The organism is Curtobacterium sp. GC_Cur_3, assembly GCF_026544205.1.
GTDB lineage: Bacteria > Actinomycetota > Actinomycetes > Actinomycetales > Microbacteriaceae > Curtobacterium.
Genome location: NZ_JALNUI010000018.1, coordinates 48,446 through 65,275 on the forward strand (window position 1 = coordinate 48,446; position 16,830 = coordinate 65,275).

The 16,830-nt window shown below is 69.6% G+C and carries 14 protein-coding genes; 8 read left to right on the forward strand and 6 right to left on the reverse strand.

The window, feature by feature from the left end; translation table 11 throughout:
* The first annotated feature begins 60 nt into the window (after positions 1–60).
* Genes secD through OXR63_RS11140 form a run of 4 tightly spaced genes read left to right on the forward strand, consistent with a single transcriptional unit; the run spans position 61 to position 5,548 of the window.
* Positions 61–1,797, forward strand: a complete 1,737-nt coding sequence (secD, locus tag OXR63_RS11125) for a protein translocase subunit SecD (RefSeq protein WP_267423161.1) — start codon at positions 61–63, stop codon at positions 1,795–1,797.
* Positions 1,797–2,810 (forward strand): protein translocase subunit SecF, encoded by a 1,014-nt coding sequence (secF, locus tag OXR63_RS11130; protein ID WP_267423163.1) that lies wholly within the window; start codon positions 1,797–1,799, stop codon positions 2,808–2,810. The genes secD and secF overlap by 1 nt, the downstream gene beginning before the upstream one ends.
* Before the next feature lie 5 nt (positions 2,811–2,815).
* On the forward strand, positions 2,816–3,166 hold the full coding sequence (locus OXR63_RS11135) for a rhodanese-like domain-containing protein (RefSeq protein ID WP_267423165.1): 351 nt from the start codon (positions 2,816–2,818) through the stop codon (positions 3,164–3,166).
* A gap of 45 nt (positions 3,167–3,211) precedes the next feature.
* Complete coding sequence (locus OXR63_RS11140; RefSeq protein ID WP_267423167.1) at positions 3,212–5,548, forward strand: RelA/SpoT family protein; 2,337 nt, start codon at positions 3,212–3,214, stop codon at positions 5,546–5,548.
* On the opposite strand, the gene OXR63_RS11145 is transcribed toward OXR63_RS11140, so the two are convergent.
* From OXR63_RS11145 to deoC, 3 genes are all read right to left on the reverse strand, one after another.
* Positions 5,535–6,083, reverse strand: coding sequence for a type IV toxin-antitoxin system AbiEi family antitoxin (locus OXR63_RS11145; RefSeq protein ID WP_267423170.1), 549 nt, complete (start codon positions 6,081–6,083; stop codon positions 5,535–5,537). The two genes, OXR63_RS11140 and OXR63_RS11145, sit on opposite strands and share 14 nt — an antisense overlap.
* Positions 6,084–6,187: 104 nt before the next feature.
* The gene (locus OXR63_RS11150; RefSeq protein WP_267423173.1) at positions 6,188–7,153 is read right to left on the reverse strand and encodes an ROK family protein; all 966 of its coding nucleotides are present in this window, start codon (positions 7,151–7,153) and stop codon (positions 6,188–6,190) included.
* A 93-nt stretch (positions 7,154–7,246) separates the two neighbouring features.
* Positions 7,247–7,978: a deoxyribose-phosphate aldolase gene (deoC, locus tag OXR63_RS11155; RefSeq protein ID WP_194660881.1), complete on the reverse strand. Its 732-nt coding sequence runs from the start codon at positions 7,976–7,978 to the stop codon at positions 7,247–7,249.
* Between the two features lie 43 nt (positions 7,979–8,021).
* Between deoC and OXR63_RS11160 the strand changes: the two genes are divergently transcribed.
* The 4 genes from OXR63_RS11160 to OXR63_RS11175 are packed head-to-tail and all read left to right on the forward strand — an operon-like array spanning position 8,022 to position 12,239.
* The gene (locus OXR63_RS11160) at positions 8,022–9,551 is read left to right on the forward strand and encodes an SDR family oxidoreductase (protein ID WP_267423177.1); all 1,530 of its coding nucleotides are present in this window, start codon (positions 8,022–8,024) and stop codon (positions 9,549–9,551) included.
* Positions 9,548–10,135 carry a GDSL-type esterase/lipase family protein gene (locus tag OXR63_RS11165; protein ID WP_267423180.1) on the forward strand — a complete coding sequence of 196 codons (588 nt, stop codon included), beginning with the start codon at positions 9,548–9,550 and terminating at the stop codon, positions 10,133–10,135. Before OXR63_RS11160 ends, OXR63_RS11165 begins: the two co-directional genes overlap by 4 nt.
* Positions 10,135–10,632, forward strand: coding sequence for a DUF6804 family protein (locus OXR63_RS11170; RefSeq protein WP_267423184.1), 498 nt, complete (start codon positions 10,135–10,137; stop codon positions 10,630–10,632). The genes OXR63_RS11165 and OXR63_RS11170 overlap by 1 nt, the downstream gene beginning before the upstream one ends.
* Before the next feature lie 50 nt (positions 10,633–10,682).
* Complete coding sequence (locus OXR63_RS11175; protein ID WP_267423186.1) at positions 10,683–12,239, forward strand: stealth conserved region 3 domain-containing protein; 1,557 nt, start codon at positions 10,683–10,685, stop codon at positions 12,237–12,239.
* A gap of 673 nt (positions 12,240–12,912) precedes the next feature.
* Here the strand turns inward: OXR63_RS11175 and OXR63_RS11180 are convergent.
* The 3 genes from OXR63_RS11180 to qcrA form a co-directional block, all read right to left on the reverse strand.
* Positions 12,913–13,872 carry a phosphodiesterase gene (locus OXR63_RS11180; RefSeq protein WP_267423188.1) on the reverse strand — a complete coding sequence of 320 codons (960 nt, stop codon included), beginning with the start codon at positions 13,870–13,872 and terminating at the stop codon, positions 12,913–12,915.
* 200 nt (positions 13,873–14,072) lie between these two features.
* Positions 14,073–15,758: a cytochrome bc1 complex cytochrome b subunit gene (gene qcrB / locus OXR63_RS11185; protein ID WP_267423189.1), complete on the reverse strand. Its 1,686-nt coding sequence runs from the start codon at positions 15,756–15,758 to the stop codon at positions 14,073–14,075.
* Positions 15,758–16,822: a cytochrome bc1 complex Rieske iron-sulfur subunit gene (gene qcrA, locus OXR63_RS11190; RefSeq protein WP_267423190.1), complete on the reverse strand. Its 1,065-nt coding sequence runs from the start codon at positions 16,820–16,822 to the stop codon at positions 15,758–15,760. Before qcrA ends, qcrB begins: the two co-directional genes overlap by 1 nt.
* Positions 16,823–16,830: the final 8 nt, after the last annotated feature.

Genomic DNA, 16,830 nt, shown 5'->3' on the forward strand with positions numbered 1-16,830 from the left:
GGCGACACTCTTCCGTCGGCGTCCAGCGCCGACGGTCCTGACAGAAAGACGAGACGACCGGTGGCACGATCGACACCCGTCAAGAAGGCGCTGCGCTCGCTCACCTGGTTGGTGATCCTGATCGCGATCCTCGCCGGCCTGAACACGGCCGCGTCGATCCTCGCGGCCACCAGCAAGGACGACACGGGCAAGTGGTACGAGGGCGCGAGCTGGGTTCCTGAGCTCGCCCTCGACCTGCAGGGCGGCACACAGCTGACCCTCGCGGCGCAGAACACCGAGGGTGGATCCGTCACCTCACAGCAGCTGCAGCAGGCGGTGAACATCATCCGCCAGCGCATCGACGCCACCGGTGTCTCGGAGTCCGAGATCAACACCCAGGGCGCCAACAACATCGTCGTGTCGATCCCGGGCAAGCCGGACCAGCAGACGATCCAGCGCATCGAGGCAGCGGCGAAGCTGACCTTCCGCCCGGTGCTCTACACCGAGGCCGCGACGAACACCGCGGTCGGCGGGGCCTCCGGGTCGAGCGCATCGCCGACGCCGTACTCGCCGCCCGCGTCGCTCGCGGCGACGCCGAGCACGAAGCCGTCCAACGCGAGCGACCTGGCATGGGTCACGCCGAAGCTGCAGGCCCTCTTCACGAACTACAACTGCAAGGCGCCGGACGACGTCACCACGGCGCCCGACGACGAGCCGCTCGTCACCTGCGACACCGACGGCGCCGGCAAGTACATCCTCGGTCCGGTCGAGGTCTCCGGCGCGAACATCTCGAACGCCACCTCCGGGCTCGCGACGAGCTCGCAGGGCACCACCACGGGCGAGTGGGCCGTCAACCTCACGTTCGACGGCACCGGCACCAAGGACTTCCGCACGGTCACCAACCGACTCGTGTCGCTCCAGCAGCCGCAGAACCAGTTCGCCATCGTGCTCGACGGCAACGTCATCACGGCACCGACCACGAACTCCGCGATCACCAACGGCAAGGCGCAGATCAGCGGCTCGTTCACGTCGGAGTCCGCCAAGACCCTGGCGGACCAGCTGAAGTACGGCGCGCTGCCGATCAACTTCCAGGTCCAGTCGAACGAGAACATCTCGGCGACCCTCGGCACCGCACAGCTCATCGGCGGTCTCGTCGCCGGGTTGATCGGGTTGATCCTGGTGATCATCTACTCGGTGATCCAGTACCGGGCTCTGGCGTTCGTGACGGTCCTGTCCCTCGGTGTCGCCGCCGCCCTGACGTACCTGGTCATCGCGATCATGTCGTGGCGCGTCGACTACCGCCTGTCGTTGGCCGGCGTCGCGGGGTTGATCGTCGCGATCGGCATCACCGCGGACTCGTTCATCGTGTACTTCGAGCGCATCCGCGACGAACTCCGTGACGGCCGAGCGCTCGAGGGAGCCGTCGAGTCCGGGTGGAAGCGTGCCTTCCGCACGATCATCGCGTCCGACTCGATCAACTTCCTCGCCGCGATCGTGCTCTACGTCCTCGCGGTCAGCGACGTGAAGGGCTTCGCGTTCACGCTGCTCCTCACGACGCTCATCGACATCGTGGTCGTGATCCTCTTCACGCACCCGATGCTCCAGCTCATCTCCCGCCGTCGCTTCTTCAACGAGGGGCACCGGTTCTCCGGGCTCGACCCCGCGGCGCTGGGTGCGGTGTACCGCGGTCGTGCACAGTTCCGTGCGCCGGTCGTGGACGGCAAGCGCCAGCGCAGTGCCGGTGAGGCACAGCGACGACAGACCATCGCGGAGCGCAAGGCCGGCAACGGCGAAGCGCCGAACGGGAAGGACAGCTGATGGCGAGCTTCAGCCAGTTCGGCAACGACCTCTACACCGGCAAGCGGTCGTACGACATCGTCGGGCGCCGCCGCACCTGGTACCTCATCGCGATCGTGGCGATCGTGGTGTCCCTCGCGGTGCCGTGGCTCCGCGGCGGGTACCAGCTCGGCATCGAGTTCACCGGCGGGTCCGAGTTCACGATCTCCGACGTCAAGTCGGTCGACCAGAACCTCGCGACGAACGCCGTCGAGGACATCGTGTCCGACGAGATCCCGCGCGTCTCACAGCTCGGGACGCACGGCATCCGCGTGCAGACCGGCCAGCTCACCGACCGGCAGACCACCGATGTCCAGTCGGCACTGGCGAAGGCCTACGACGTCGACGAGTCCGAGGTCGCCTCGACGTTCATCGGTGCCACCTGGGGTGCCGACGTCCTCGCGCAGGCCATCCGCGGCCTGGTGATCTTCCTCGCCCTCGCCGCGGTCTTCATGGCGCTGTACTTCCGCACCTGGAAGATGTCGCTGTCGGCCATGGTCGCGCTGATCCACGACCTGCTGATCACCGCAGGCGTGTACGGCATCGTGGGGCTCGAGGTCACGCCCGCGGCGGTGATCGGCTTCCTCACCATCCTCGGGTACTCGCTCTACGACACCGTCGTGGTGTTCGACAAGGTCCGCGAGAACACCGGCAGGGAGACGCACCGCACCTTCGTACAGTCGGTCAACCTCGCGGTCAACCAGACGCTCGTCCGCTCGATCAACACGTCGATCGTCGCGCTGCTCCCGGTCGCGGCGATCCTGTTCATCGGGTCGTACATCCTCGGTGCCGGCACGCTGCGCGACATCTCGCTCGCCCTGTTCATCGGCATCATCGTCGGCACCTACTCGACGATCTTCATCGCCTCACCGATGTACGCACACCTGCGCGAGAACGAGCCGAAGATCAAGCAGGCGGACGCCAAGAAGGAAGCCGCCAACGCCAAGCGGCGTGCCGAGGTCGGCGTGCCGGCAGACGCAGCTGCGGAGGCCTGATCGCCGTGCAGGAGATCACCGTCGAGGACGCCCTCGCCCGCATCGCGTCGGGTTCCCGCCTGTACGACGTCCGCGAACCGGGGGAGTGGACCGAGGTCCACGCCCCGCAGGCCACGCTTGTGCCGATGTCCGAGTTCACCGAGCGGTGGAGCGAGATCGAGCCGACCGACGAGCCCGCGATCGTCGTCTGCCACTCGGGGATGCGCTCGGCCCGGGTGGTGGCCGCGCTGGAACAGGCGGGCGTCCCGGCGGTCAACCTCGCTGGCGGCATGGTCGCCTGGGAGTCCGCGGGTGCTCCGGTCGTCCGGGGCGACGCGGACGCCACAGCCCCCGGCGAACACGGTCACGGGCACTGACCCGACGCGCGTAGTGTTGTCGGATCAGGTCCTGGGAGGCGCAGCATGACGGACATCCGTGAATCCTCGAAGCAGGACGACTCCGCGCCCAGCCGCCCGGGATCGCCCTCTGAGCCCACCAGTCCGCCGCTCGGCCCGAACACCACGGGCAACCTGGGATCACTGCGGTCCCTGCTCCCGCGCCTCTTCTCGCGCGCGCAGCCGGCCGGCGCCGTCGACACCCTGATCCGCACCGTCCGGTCGCACCACCCCAAGGGCGACGTCACGCTCATCGAGCGGGCGTACTCGGTGGCGGAACGCGCGCACGACGGCCAGAAGCGCAAGTCCGGTGAGCCGTACATCACGCACCCGGTGGCCGTGGCGCAGATCCTCGCCGACCTGGGCATCGGCCCGATCACCATCGCCGCGGCACTCCTCCACGACACCGTCGAGGACACCGACTACCAGCTCGACCAGCTCCGGCAGGACTTCGGCGACGAGATCGCCATGCTGGTCGACGGCGTCACGAAGCTCGACAAGGTCAAGTACGGCGACAGCGCCCAGGCCGAGACCGTGCGCAAGATGGTGATCGCGATGTCGAAGGACATCCGCGTGCTCGTGATCAAGCTCGCCGACCGCCTGCACAACGCCCGGACGTGGGGCTTCGTCGAGTCCACCTCGGCGACGCGCAAGGCCAAGGAGACGCTCGAGATCTACGCACCGCTCGCGCACCGTCTCGGCATCCAGATGATCAAGCTCGAGCTCGAGGACCTGTCGTTCGCGGTCCTGCACCCCAAGCTCTACGTCGAGATCGACAGCCTGGTCAAGGAACGCCAGCCCAAGCGCGAGCAGTTCGTCCAGAACGTCATCGGCACGCTGAAGAAGGACCTCAAGGCCGCCAAGGTCCGCGGCGACGTGATGGGCCGACCGAAGCAGTACTACTCGATCTACCAGAAGATGATCGTCCGCGGTCGTGAGTTCGACGAGATCTACGACCTGGTCGGCATCCGCGTCCTCGTGCCGACCGTGCGCGACTGCTACGCCATGCTCGGCTCGGTGCACGCGCGCTGGACCCCGCTCCCCGGCCGGTTCAAGGACTACATCGCGACGCCGAAGTTCAACCTGTACCAGTCGCTGCACACCAGCGTGCTCGGTCCCCAGGGGCGTCCGGTCGAGATCCAGATCCGGACGCACGAGATGCACCAGCGTGCCGAGTTCGGTGTCGCCGCCCACTGGAAGTACAAGCAGCGCGCCGCCGGCCGCGACGTCGACACGTCCAGCGCCACCGACCAGGACATGGCGTGGCTCGCGCACATCACCGACTGGCAGGCGGAGACCAGCGACCCGGGCGAGTTCCTCGACTCGCTCCGCTACGAGATCGGCGCCAAGGAGACCTACGTCTTCACCCCGCAGGGCAAGGTCATCGGCCTGCCCGCCGGCGCCACCCCCGTCGACTTCGCCTACGCCGTGCACACCGAGATCGGCCACCGCACCATGGGTGCGAAGGTGAACGGCCGGCTCGTCCCGCTCGAGAGCTCCCTGTCGAGCGGTGACGTCGTCGAGATCTTCACGTCGAAGAACCCCGACTCCGGCCCGAGCCAGGACTGGTTGACGTTCGTCCGCAGCCCGCGTGCACGCAACAAGATCAAGCAGTGGTTCACCAAGGAGCGCCGCGAAGAGGCCATCGAGCAGGGCCGCGACGCCATCGCCCGCGCGATGCGCAAGCAGAACCTCCCGCTGCAGCGGATCATGAGCCAGGACTCCATCTCCGAGGTCGCCTCGGCGATGCGGTACGACGACGTGTCCGCGCTCTACGCCGCCATCGGTGAGGGGCACGTCTCGACGCAGTCCGTCATCGAGAAGGTCCTCGCCGGCGTCCAGTCGGAGACGGAGACCGACGAACCCGAACTCGCCTTCCCCCGCCAGGTCACGAGCCGGCAGCTCCGCAACAGCGACAGCGGTGTGCTCGTCCGCGGTGCGCCGGACATCCTCGTCAAGCTCGCGAAGTGCTGCACCCCGGTGCCCGGCGACCAGATCGTGGGCTTCATCACCCGCGGCCAGGGCGTGTCCGTGCACCAGGCGGCGTGCAGCAACGTGAAGTCGCTCATGAACGAGCCCGACCGGATGATCGAGGTCGAGTGGGCCCCGTCGTCGAAGTCGGTGTTCCTCGTGCAGATCCAGATCGAGGCGCTCGACCGCTCCGGCCTGCTCAGCGACGTCACCCGCGTGCTGACCGACCACCACGTCAACATCCTGTCCGCGACCGTCTCGACGTCCTCGGACCGACTGGCGCTCTCGCGGTTCGTGTTCGAGATGGGCGACACCACGCACCTGGACCGCGTGCTCAACGCCGTCAGACGCATCGACGCCGTCTACGACGTCTACCGCGTCAGCGCCGGCTGAGCAGGTCCGCGAGGCGCCGCTCGGCCTGACGGACCATGGGCACGGTGCCGAGCAGCTCCAGGCGGTGCTGCAGCGCCGGGGGGTCGACCGCGCCGATCGCGATGAGCCCCGCGACCGACTCGATGGACGCGTCCCAGGCATCCTGCCCGTGCACCCGGAGCAGGTCGAGCGCAGTACGCACCGGCGTCGTGACGGGCACGCCCGCCGGGTGGAGGAGGTCCTCCGGCGTGATCGCGACCTCCCGGATCCGTTCTCCGGCCCGTCGGTGGATGCGCTGACCGGCCCGGACGCAGGCGTCGTGGGGGAGCGGCGGCCGTGACCGAGCGCCCCAGATCCAGGTCGCCGTCCGACCGGCGGCGATCACCCGAGGGTCGCCGGTGCTCCAGGCGAACGAGGCGGCTCGCAGCGCTGCGTCCTGCGGTTCGGCGACCGAGGCCCAGCACGCGCCGACCTCGACCAGGTCACCGGCGAGCGTGGCGGCGTGCAGTTCCGCCTCCGGCCAGTCGTCCGTGGTCAGCAGGCGCGAGGAGGGCACCCGGACATCCTGCCCCACCCGCCACGGCGACCGGACACACTGTGGACAGCGCCCCCGCGCGGGCCGAGCCGACCGGCACGACGCCCCACGGGCCTCCCGGCGGGTCAGCGCAGGACGTGCGCCCGGTGCACGAGCGCGGCAGCTCCGATGAGGGGGCCGTCCTGCGACAACCCCGTCGGCACGATCTTGACCTTCGTCACGAAGCCGAACTCGACGCGCTCCGCGACGGCCTGCCGCGCGTACTCGAACAGGTCGGGCGTGACGTGCGAGAACCCGCCGCCGATCGCGACGACCTCGAGGTCGACGAGCGACGTCGCCGCGGCGATCGCCTGCCCGAGCGCTCGTCCGCTGCGCTTGACGGCGGCGACCGCGATCTCGTCCCCGGCGGCGTAGGCCGCCGACAGGTCCTCGCCGGTCTCCCCGGTGAAGCCCTGGCGCCGCGCCCAGGCGACGGTCTTCGGGCCGCTGGCCACGGCCTCCAGGCAGCCGGTGCCGCCGCAGGCGCACGGGTCGTCGAACCCACCGCACTCGACGTGGCCGATGTGGCCGGCGTTGCCGGTCGGCCCGCTGACGGTGCGGCCGTGCAGGATCAGGCCGCCACCGACGCCGGTGGACACGATCATGCCCATCACGTGGTCGTGGCCCTGGGCCGCACCGAGCCAGTGCTCGGCGAGCGTGATGGCCAGGCCGTCCATGCGGAGCACGACGGGCGTGCCGGCGGGGACATGGGCGGCCACGCGGTCGCGAAGCGGGTACCCGCGCCAGACGGGCATGTTGAGCGGCGAGACGCGGCCGTTCACCTCGTCGACGGGTCCGGCGGAGCCGATGCCGACCCCGGCCAGCGCTGCACCCTCGGGCAGGGCGGCGAGTGCGTTCGTGACGGCCTCGTCGACGGCGGCCTGGAGCTCGTCCGACGTCCGCTGCGGACCGGTTGGGCTGCGGAACCGGCTGCCGGGCAGCACCACGCCATGCTCGGAGACCAGCGCGGCCTCGACCTTGGTGCCGCCGAGGTCGACGGCGAGGGCCAGCGACCCGCTCAGGTCGTCGGTGGCGGGTGCGGGGTTCGACATGGGCGCTCCGATGCGTCGGTATGGAGGCTCGGAGCGGCTCCTCGACGCAGCGTCACGTCGGGCGCGCACCGGCTCGGTGCTGGTGGGTTCGGGTCAGTAGGAGGTGGTGTCGTCGCCGACACCTGAGGCTGCGCCGGTCGCGACGCGGTGCGCGACCTCGTCCAGGATGCGGGCCGAGGCACTCGTGCCGATCCGGTCGGCGCCGGCGTGCACCATGTCGACGAGGGTGTCGAGCCCGCGGACACCGCCCGAGGCCTTCACCCCGGTGTCGGCACCGACCGTCTGGCGCATCAGCGCGATGTGCTCGGTCGTGGCCCCGCCGCCGGCGAACCCGGTCGACGTCTTCACGAACGCGGCACCACCGGCGACGGCGGCACGGCTGGCAGCGACGACCTCGTCGTCGGTGAGGAAGGCGGTCTCGAGGATGACCTTCACGACGGTGTCACCCGCGGCGTCGACCACGGCGCGGACGTCCTGTTCGACGCGCTGCCAGTCCCCGGACTTCGCCGCGCCGATGTTCTGCACCATGTCGAGCTCGAAGGCGCCGTCGGCCAGGGCCTGCAGCGACTCGGCGACCTTGGTGGAGGTGGTCGTGGTGCCGTGCGGGAAGCCGATGACGGTGCCGACGCCCACACCGGTGCCCTGCAGCCGCTCGACGGCGTGCTGGACGTCGCTCGGGCGGACGCACACGCTGAACACGCGGTGGGTCGCGGCTTCGTCGAGCTGCGCGTCGACGTCGGCGCGGGTGAGCTCCGGCTTCAGGATCGCGTGGTCGATGAGCCGACGGACGGCGTCGGCGGTGACGGAGAAGGGTGCGTTGTCCACCGGGCAAGCCTAGCCTCAAGGGGCAGCGCGTACCGTGCCAGGCATGCGCGTCCTCGTCACCGGGGCCACCGGCTACATCGGCGGTCGTCTCGTCCCACACCTCCTCGACGCCGGACACTCCGTCCGCGTCCTCGCCCGCACCCCGCAGAAGCTCGACGACGTCCCCTGGCGCGACCGCGTCGACGTCGTCCAGGGCGACCTGCAGGACAGCGACGCCGTCCGCACCGCCGTCGACGGCATCGAAGCGGTCTACTACCTGGCCCACGCGATGGGCGCCGACGGTGACTTCGAGGAGGCCGAGCGCGACGCCGCCCAGACGATGGCCGACGCCGCGAAGGCCGCCGGCGTCCGCCGCTTCGTGTACCTCGGCGGACTGCACCCCGACGGCGAGCTCTCGAAGCACCTGCGCAGCCGGAAGGAGGTCGGGGACATCCTGCTCGGCTCCGGCGTCCCGACGATCGCCTACCAGGCCGGCGTGGTGATCGGCTCCGGCAGCACCTCGTTCGAGATGATCCGCCACGTCACGGACGTCCTGCCCTGGATGCCCGCGCCGCGGTGGGTGCGCAACCGCATCCAGCCGATCGCCGTGCGCGACGTGCTCTACTACCTCGTCAAGGCGCTCGACATCCCGGCCGAGGTCAACCGGACGTTCGACATCGGCGGCCCGGACGTCCTCCGGTACGGCCAGATGCTCAACGGCTACGCGGTGGAGGCCAAGCTCCCGCAGCGCCCCATCAGCCCGCTGCCGGTGATGACCCCGGGCCTCGCCGCCCACTGGTTCAACGCGGTCACCCCGATCCCGCGCAAGCTCGCGACGCCGATCATCGAGTCGCTGCAGTTCGAGTGCGTGCAGCGCGAACACGACATCGACGACGTGGTGCCCCGTCCCGAGGGCGGGCTCACCTCGTACCGGCGTTCCGTCCGGCTCGCGCTGACGAAGATGCGCGCCGGCGAGGTCACCACCAGCTGGCGCAACGCCACCCTGACCGGCACCGCGGACCCCCTGCCGAGCGACCCGGACTGGGCGGGGCACACCGTCTACGTGGACGACCGCAACCGGCACTCGTCCGCCCCGCCCGAGGCCGTGTGGAGCGTCGTCGAGTCGATCGGCGGCGAGAACGGCTGGTACTCCTTCCCGCTCGCCTGGGTCGCCCGCGGCTGGATGGACAAGGTCCTCGGCGGTGTCGGCCTGAACCGTGGGCGCCGCGACCCGAAGCGGCTCGAGCAGGGCGACGCGCTCGACTGGTGGCGCGTCGAACGGCTCGACCGTGGCCACTACCTGCGACTGCGCGCCGAGTTCAAGTCGCCCGGCCGCGCCTGGCTCGAGATGACGGTCACACCGACCGACGACGGCGGCTGCGACTACCACCAGCGCGCGATCTACTTCCCGCAGGGACTCGCCGGACGCCTGTACTGGTACGGCATCCTGCCCTTCCACGGGGTGATCTTCCCCGGCATGGTCGAGCGCATCACCGCCCGCGCCGAGCGCGAGGCGCACCGCACGGACTCGACGCAGACCAACCGGACCGAGCAGAATGGGTCGCGCGCGCCGGCGCACGAGGAGGCATCATGACCGAGAACGACCGAGAACTGGTCCTGTTCCTGGGGGACAGCATCACCGAGGGCGGCTCCTGGGACCAGCGCCTGCCCGACGAACGGACCCTGAACCAGGGGATCGGTGGCGACACCACCGACGGCGTCCTTGCCCGGATCGACTCCGTGGTCGCGGCAGCCCCCGACGTGATCGTGCTGCTCATCGGCACGAACGACTTCGGCAACCACCGCAAGAGCGCCGAGCACGTCGTCCGCAACGTCGAGACGATCCTCGTCACGCTCCGTCGCGAGCTCCCGGGCGTCCGCCTGCTGCTCGTGTCGATCCTGCCGCGACAGGCCGACCACACGCCCCGCATCGAGGAGGCGAACCGGCACCTGCGGCAGTTCGTCGCCACGTGCCACGCGCAGTACCTCGACGCCTGGCCTGCACTGGCCGACGGCGACCACCTCTCCGACAAGTACACCGAGGACGGCCTGCACCTCAACGACGAGGGCTACCGTGCCTACGTCGACGAGCTCGTGCCGGCCCTCGAGCGGCTCCGCGGCCTGCCGCCGATGTCCCGCTCGATGACCGCGATCGAAGTGGACGAGGCCTCGGCCTGATGGCGGCGCGGAAGGGACGGCCCGCGGTCGGGTCGTCGCTCGGCTCGCCGCGCGGGTCCTCGTTCGGGACCGGCGCGACCGGGGACCGGGCGACCGGTGCTGGTGCCGACCGTGCCGGGACCGGCGGCCGCGCTGGCGGCCGTGGACGAGCCTCCCGTCCGGTCACGAACTTCACCCGGCCGGCACTGGCCCCCGGTCTCATCGCGGCGATCGTGCTGCTCGCCTGCGTCGCGTTCCTGGACGCCCCGGCCTTCGTCGCCGTCCGCTGGGGCGTGACGGTCCTCGCGCTCATCATCCTGGTGTTCGCGCTCCGTGGCCGCGCGTGGTGGGCCCTCGCGGTGACCGCCGCGATCGCCGTCTGCTGGAACCCGCTCGTCACCGTGCCGATCCCCGGACAGGTCTGGGCGGCGCTCCAGATCGTCGCCGCAGCACTGTTCGTGGTGATGGGCCTGGCGGTCAAGGTGCCCCGAACCACGGAGGCACCGGTCGCCCGATAGGATCGCTGGGGTCGGGTGCAGGTCCCGACCGCACGACCAGAAGGGCATGGATGAGCAACGAGACCGAGCCGGTGACCGAGAGTCCTCTGCTGCACCCTCGACCGTCCTCCGGCGGTCTCGACCGGTCTGACGTCGTGCTCCGCAAGGGGCGCTTCACGCTGCTGAACGGGCACCTCACGCCGCAGCAGTCGATGATCGACGACCTGCTCTTCCTCGACGACGCGCTCACCGCCGGCGACGTGGACCACCTGCTCATCCGCGGCAACGACCAGCGCCCGGTGATCGCCCTCGACGAGCGCGACCGCCAGCGTGCCGAGTCCGCCGTGATGGACGCCGCCGTGGGGGAGCCCTTCTACGCCAAGCCCCCGGGCAAGCCGGCGGTCCTGGTCGTCGACGACGGCCTCGGCCCCGTCGACGAGACCGTCCTCCGCGTGTTCCGGCCGCGGCTCGAGCCCATCGGGCGGCTCCGCTACGGCGCCGAGACGAGCGTGCAGATGGAGTTCTGGCGGGTGACGGACACCGAGGTCCTCGCTCCCGTCGAGAACGCCCTGATGCGCCGCAGCCTGCCGATCGAGGAGTTCGTCCTCGTCGACATCGAGCGCTACGGACGCACCTGGCAGACCGTCGAGCACATGTTCGACGACCACGTCTCCGACATCCGCTTCCCGATCGACATCGTGTTCTCGTGGGTCGACGGCAACGCGATCGAGTACCAGCGTGCCCGTCAGGCAGCGCAGTCGTCCGCCGTGCTCGGTGAGGGCGACGACGCCCCCGCCCGCTTCCGGCAGATCAACGAGCTGAAGTACGCCCTGCGATCGGTCTACATGTACGCGCCGTGGGTGCGGACGATCTACATCGCCACCGACTCCCCGGCTCCGGCCTGGCTCGCCGACCACCCCCGCGTCCGCATCGTCCGGAGCGAGGAGTTCTTCGCCGACCCCTCGGTGCTCCCCACGCACAACTCGCAGGCCGTCGAGTCGCAGCTGCACCACATCCCGGGCATCAGCGAACACTTCATCTACTCGAACGACGACATGTTCTTCGGCCGGCCGGTCGACCCGTCGGTGTTCTTCAGCCCGGGCTCGGTGACGAAGTTCCTGCTCGCCGACACCCGCATCGGCCTCGGGTCGAACAACCCGCGCCGCAGTGGCTTCGAGAACTCCGCCCGCGTCAACCGTCGCCTCCTGCAGCAGCGCTTCGGGGCCGTCACCACGCGCCACCTCGAGCACGCACCGACACCCCTCCGCGCCAGCATCATGACGGAGATGGAGCACGAGTTCGCCGACGAGTTCCGCGCCACCGCCGCCTCGCGGTTCCGTGCCGCCGAGAACATCTCGGTGACGAACTCGCTGTACCACTACTACGCGCTGCTCACGGGCCGTGCGATCGTGCAGGAGAACGTCCCCGTGGGCTACATCGACACGACGATGCTTTCCGGGCTCCGCGAGCTCGAGGAGCTGCTCAAGAAGCGCAACGCCGACTTCTTCTGCCTCAACGACGGCAGCTTCCCCGAGGTCAGCGACGACGAGCGCACGACCCGCGTCACGGACTTCCTGGAGCGCTACTTCCCGTTCCCGGCGCCCTGGGAGCGCCCCGACGAGGCCTGACGCGCGCGATTTGGTGAGATCGCACTTCGTGTCGCCTCCGATTCGCTGGACCCGACACCGAGTGCGATCTCACCGCCAGGGGGCGCGCATGCGCTCGGCCGGGAGGCTCGTGCCGCGTCCGCAGGACCCGGTTGCGTCCGGTGCGTGACCGGTCACGACACCCCGCTCACGTCTGCCGAGCGGTCACCGGCTGTCGCCTGCGCCGCCGTGTACCGACGACGTGTGAGCACTCGGCGCCGGGCCGCGGGTCCCCGTCTGGCCCCGGTGAGATCGCACTTCGTGTCGCCTCCGGTCCGCCGGACCCGACACGGAGTGCGATCTCACCGCCAGGGATCGCGCGCGTCCGGCCGGGAGGCTCGTGCCGCGTCCGCAGGACCCCGTTGCGTCCGGCCTCCTGACCGGTCACGACACCCCGCTCACGTCTGCCGAGCGGTCACCAGGGTGAGATCGCACTTGGTGTCGCCTCCGGTCCGCCGGAGCCGACACCAAGTGCGATCTCACCGCAGGGGGCGGCGGTCCGAGGCGCGCCGTCGCGAGCGGTCACGACACCCCGCTCACGTCCGCTGAGCGGCCACCGGCTGTCGCCTGCGGCGCCGGTCAGCGACAACGAGGGACCACTCGGCGTCGCGGGAGCGACGAGGTGTGACCAGCCGGGGCGGCGCCGCCCGACGGGTCAGCGGCGGATGGGGGAGACGGGGACCGAGTCGAGCGTGAACACCGGGATGCTCGACGTCACGGGGGCGGGCTCGACGGCGTCGGGGATGGTGACCCCGGCGGCGGCGAGACGAGCTTCGGTCTCGTCGGAGGACACGGGCTGGCCGACCGTGGAGTACGTCCCGATGGGCACGACCGAGTGCACGGCGGTGTGGCCGTACACATGGACGAGGTTGAACGACTGCGCGCCGTCGCGGCCACGGGTCCCACGCTGGAACTCGTTGAGGTCCTGCGTGTAGCACGTGGCACTGGCGACGGACACCGGGATCCCGGCGAACACGGCGCTCGTCGAGTAGTGCAGGTGCCCGGCGATGATCGTGAGGACGTCCGAGCCCTCGAGGACCTCGGCGAGGGCCTGCTGCTCCCGGAGCTCCACGAGGACGGTGAGGTCCTGCACGCTCGGAACGGGCGGGTGGTGCATCGCGAGGACCGTGCCGTGCGGTGCGGCCTCGGAGAGCACCTCAGCGAGCCAGTCGAGCTGCTCGGGGGTGACGACGCCGTGGTGGGCACCGGGGACGCTCGTGTCCAGCGTGATGACCCGGAGACCATTGACGTCGTACACGAAGTCGACGGGCCGGTCGGTGGGCTGCAGGCCGAAGAGCTCCTGGCGGAAGGCACCGCGCTCGTCGTGGTTGCCCATCGCCCAGATGACCTGGGCGCCGATGCGCTCGGCCGCCGGCTCGATGATCTGGCGGACGCGGGCGTAGGCGCCCGGTTCGCCCTTGTCGGCCACGTCACCGGTGACGACGATCGCTTCGGGTCGAGCGCCGGAGGCCTCGATCTCGTCGATGATCTGCGTCAGCCGGGCGGCGGAGTCGACGGCGCCGTAGAGGTCGCCGTCGCCCGCGATGAGGTGGGTGTCGCTGAGGTGGAGCAGGAAGTGGTTCGGCCTGGGGTGTTCAGCCGTCCGGGCGTCCATCGGGTTCTCATTCCGTTGGTGGTTCCTCGGCAGAGGATCTCCCGCTGGGGGAGTGCACGGTGCAACACATTGCCACATCGTGCTGGAGCAGTCCAACACGTGTCCTTGAATCGCAGGTGAACCCCAGACGGCGTGTTGTCGCCGGCAACGAAACAACCCCCACCACGGCGTGATGGGGGTTGTTCGTCGAACAGTGAGAGCTAGTGCCCTGCTCCGACCTGCGGGGCCTGGTGGCTGCCCTCGAGGTCGGGGCCGTGGTGTGCCGCGTGTGCGGCTTCCAGCTCGGCCTTGGACACCGGGGCGATGCGGTCCTCGAAGAAGAAGCGCGTCATGCCGGCGCGGACCTTCTGCGCGGGCGTGATCTGGCCCTTGGCATTCGGGCGGACCATCAGCGGCTTGTACTCGTTGAACTGCAGCAGACGCCAGCGCTCGTACTCGTCGAGCTGCTCGTGGACCTCGATGTACTCGCCGTGCGGGAGGCGGACGATGCGGCCCGACTCGTAGCCGTGGAGCACGATCTCGCGGTCCTTCTTCTGCAGCGCCAGGCACACGCGCTTGGTGATCCAGAAGGCGACGAACGGGCCGAGGACCGTCGTGGCCTGGATCACGTGGATCACGTGGTCGACCGAGACCATGAAGTGCGTCGCGATGATGTCCGAGCTCGCCGCTGCCCAGAGGCTGGCGTAGAGCGTGATGCCGGCGGCACCGATCGCGGTGCGGGTCGGGGCGTTGCGGGGACGGTCAGCGAGGTGGTGCTCGCGCTTGTCACCGGTGACCCAGGCCTCGAGGAACGGGTACAGGAAGATCGCCAGGATCAACGCGACCAGGACCCCGATGGGGACCAGGAGGTTGAAGGAGACCGTGTAGCCGAACCACAGGACTTCCCAGTGCGGCGGGACAAGTCGGAGCGCGCCGTCCGCGAAGCCGATGTACCAGTCAGGCTGGGTACCGGCGGACACGGGGGACGGGTCGTACGGGCCGTAGTTCCAGATCGGGTTGATCGTGAACAGCGTGGCGATGAGGGCGAGGATGCCCGCGACGATGAAGAAGAAGCCACCGGCCTTCGCGGCGAACGCCGGGAGGATCGGGACACCCACGACGTTGTCGTTGGTCTTGCCGGGGCCCGCATACTGCGTGTGCTTGTTGATCACGACGAGCACGAGGTGGACACCGAGGACCGCCACGAGGATCGCGGGCAGCAGCAGGATGTGCAGCGTGTACAGACGCCCGACGATCGCGGTCCCGGGGAACTCGCCGCCGAACAGGATGTAGCCGATCCAGACGCCGATGACCGGGACGCCCTCGATCATGCCGACGATGATGCGCAGACCGTTGCCGGAGAGCAGGTCGTCGGGGAGCGAGTAGCCCGTGAAGCCCTCGGCCATGGCCAGGACCCACAGCACGAAGCCGAAGACCCAGTTGAGCTCGCGGGGCTTGCGGAAGGCGCCGGTGAAGAACACGCGGGCCATGTGCAGCATCACGGAGGCGACGAAGAGCAGAGCCGACCAGTGGTGGATCTGCCGGACGAAGAGACCGCCGCGGATGTCGAACGAGATGTCGAGCGTGGACTGCAGGGCCGTCGACATCGCGACGCCCTTGAGCGGGACGTAGGTGCCGTTGTAGACGACCTCGGCCATCGACGCCTGGTAGAAGAACGTCAGGAACGTCCCCGACAGCAGGATGACGACGAAGCTGTACAGCGCCACCTCACCGAGCATGAAGCTCCAGTGGTCGGGGAAGATCTTGCGTCCGACCTCCTTCACCAGGCCGGAGATGCTGGTCCGCTCATCGATGTAGTTGGAGATCCCGCCGATGATGCGGGACCCGCGCTCCGGAGCCGGCTTGGTGCTGGTCTCCGGTGCTCGTGTCGTGGTTGTGGTTGTCATCAGCGTGCACGCTCCCAGAAGGACGGCCCGACGGGTTCGTGGAAGTCGCTCTGCGCCACCAGGTAGCCGTCGTCGTCGATCGCGATAGGAAGTTGGGGGAGGGGACGGGCAGCCGGTCCGAAGATGACCTCGCAGTTGTTCGAGACATCGAAGGTCGACTGGTGGCAAGGGCACAGCAGGTGGTGCGTCTGCTGCTCGTAGAGCGCGACCGGGCATCCGACGTGGGTGCAGATCTTGGAGTACGCGACGATGCCGTCGTAACCCCAGTTCTCGTGCCCCTTCGCCGGGTTGAGGTCCTTCGGGTCGAGGCGCATGAGCAGCACCGCGGCCTTCGCCTTCTCCTCGAGCATGTGCTCCTTGTCCAGGAGCCCGTCGGGGATGACGTGGAAGACAGAGCCGATCGTGACGTCCGATGCCTTGATCGGGAGTCCGGTCGGGTCCTTCGTGAGACGAGTCCCCTTGGCCCACATGGTGTGGCGGAGGAGCTCGTTCGGGTCGGCGGCCGGTGCGAGGTCACGCACGAGCACGATGCCGGGGAGGGGGAACGCGACGAGCGCACCGATCATCGAGTTGCGGATCAGCTTGCGACGGCTGAAGCCGGACTCCTTGTCGGCGAGCGTGAAGGCCTCGACGGCCTTGGCACGCGTGGCCTCGGTCCCACGGGTGGAGTGGCGCTGCTCGGTGATCTCGCGGTCCGTGACGAGGGACTTGCCCCAGTAGACGGCGCCGATGCCCAGCGAGAGCAGCGCGAGCGAGATCGAGAGCCCCAGGAAGAGGTTGGCGAGGCGGACCGTGCCGAAGTCGTCCGCGCTGATCGGGAACGCGATGTACGCGGCGATCGACAGGACGCTGCCGACGATCGACAGGTAGAAGAACGTCGCGACCTGACGCTCGGCCAGGCGGGCCTTCTTCGGGTCGACGTCGGTGCGACGCGGACGGTGCGGCGGCTCGCCCGGGTTCTCGAACGGTTCCGCGGGGACGACCGCGGTACCGCCGCCGACCGATGCCGCGTGCCTCTCGACAGCCGAGGACGAGTTCAGCGCCTCGTCGTCGTGCTCTGCCATGGTGTTCC

Excerpts from the sequence above, each read along its gene's own strand:
- secF (WP_267423163.1), top strand. The coding sequence starts at position 1,797 with ATGGCGAGCTTCAGCCAGTTCGGCAACGACCTCTACACCGGCAAGCGG.
- OXR63_RS11140 (WP_267423167.1), top strand. The coding sequence starts at position 3,212 with ATGACGGACATCCGTGAATCCTCGAAGCAGGACGACTCCGCGCCCAGC.
- OXR63_RS11150 (WP_267423173.1), bottom strand. The coding sequence starts at position 7,153 with ATGTCGAACCCCGCACCCGCCACCGACGACCTGAGCGGGTCGCTGGCC.
- OXR63_RS11160 (WP_267423177.1), top strand. The coding sequence starts at position 8,022 with ATGCGCGTCCTCGTCACCGGGGCCACCGGCTACATCGGCGGTCGTCTC.
- OXR63_RS11165 (WP_267423180.1), top strand. The coding sequence starts at position 9,548 with ATGACCGAGAACGACCGAGAACTGGTCCTGTTCCTGGGGGACAGCATC.
- OXR63_RS11170 (WP_267423184.1), top strand. The coding sequence starts at position 10,135 with ATGGCGGCGCGGAAGGGACGGCCCGCGGTCGGGTCGTCGCTCGGCTCG.
- OXR63_RS11175 (WP_267423186.1), top strand. The coding sequence starts at position 10,683 with ATGAGCAACGAGACCGAGCCGGTGACCGAGAGTCCTCTGCTGCACCCT.
- OXR63_RS11180 (WP_267423188.1), bottom strand. The coding sequence starts at position 13,872 with ATGGACGCCCGGACGGCTGAACACCCCAGGCCGAACCACTTCCTGCTC.
- qcrB (WP_267423189.1), bottom strand. The coding sequence starts at position 15,758 with ATGACAACCACAACCACGACACGAGCACCGGAGACCAGCACCAAGCCG.
- qcrA (WP_267423190.1), bottom strand. The coding sequence starts at position 16,822 with ATGGCAGAGCACGACGACGAGGCGCTGAACTCGTCCTCGGCTGTCGAG.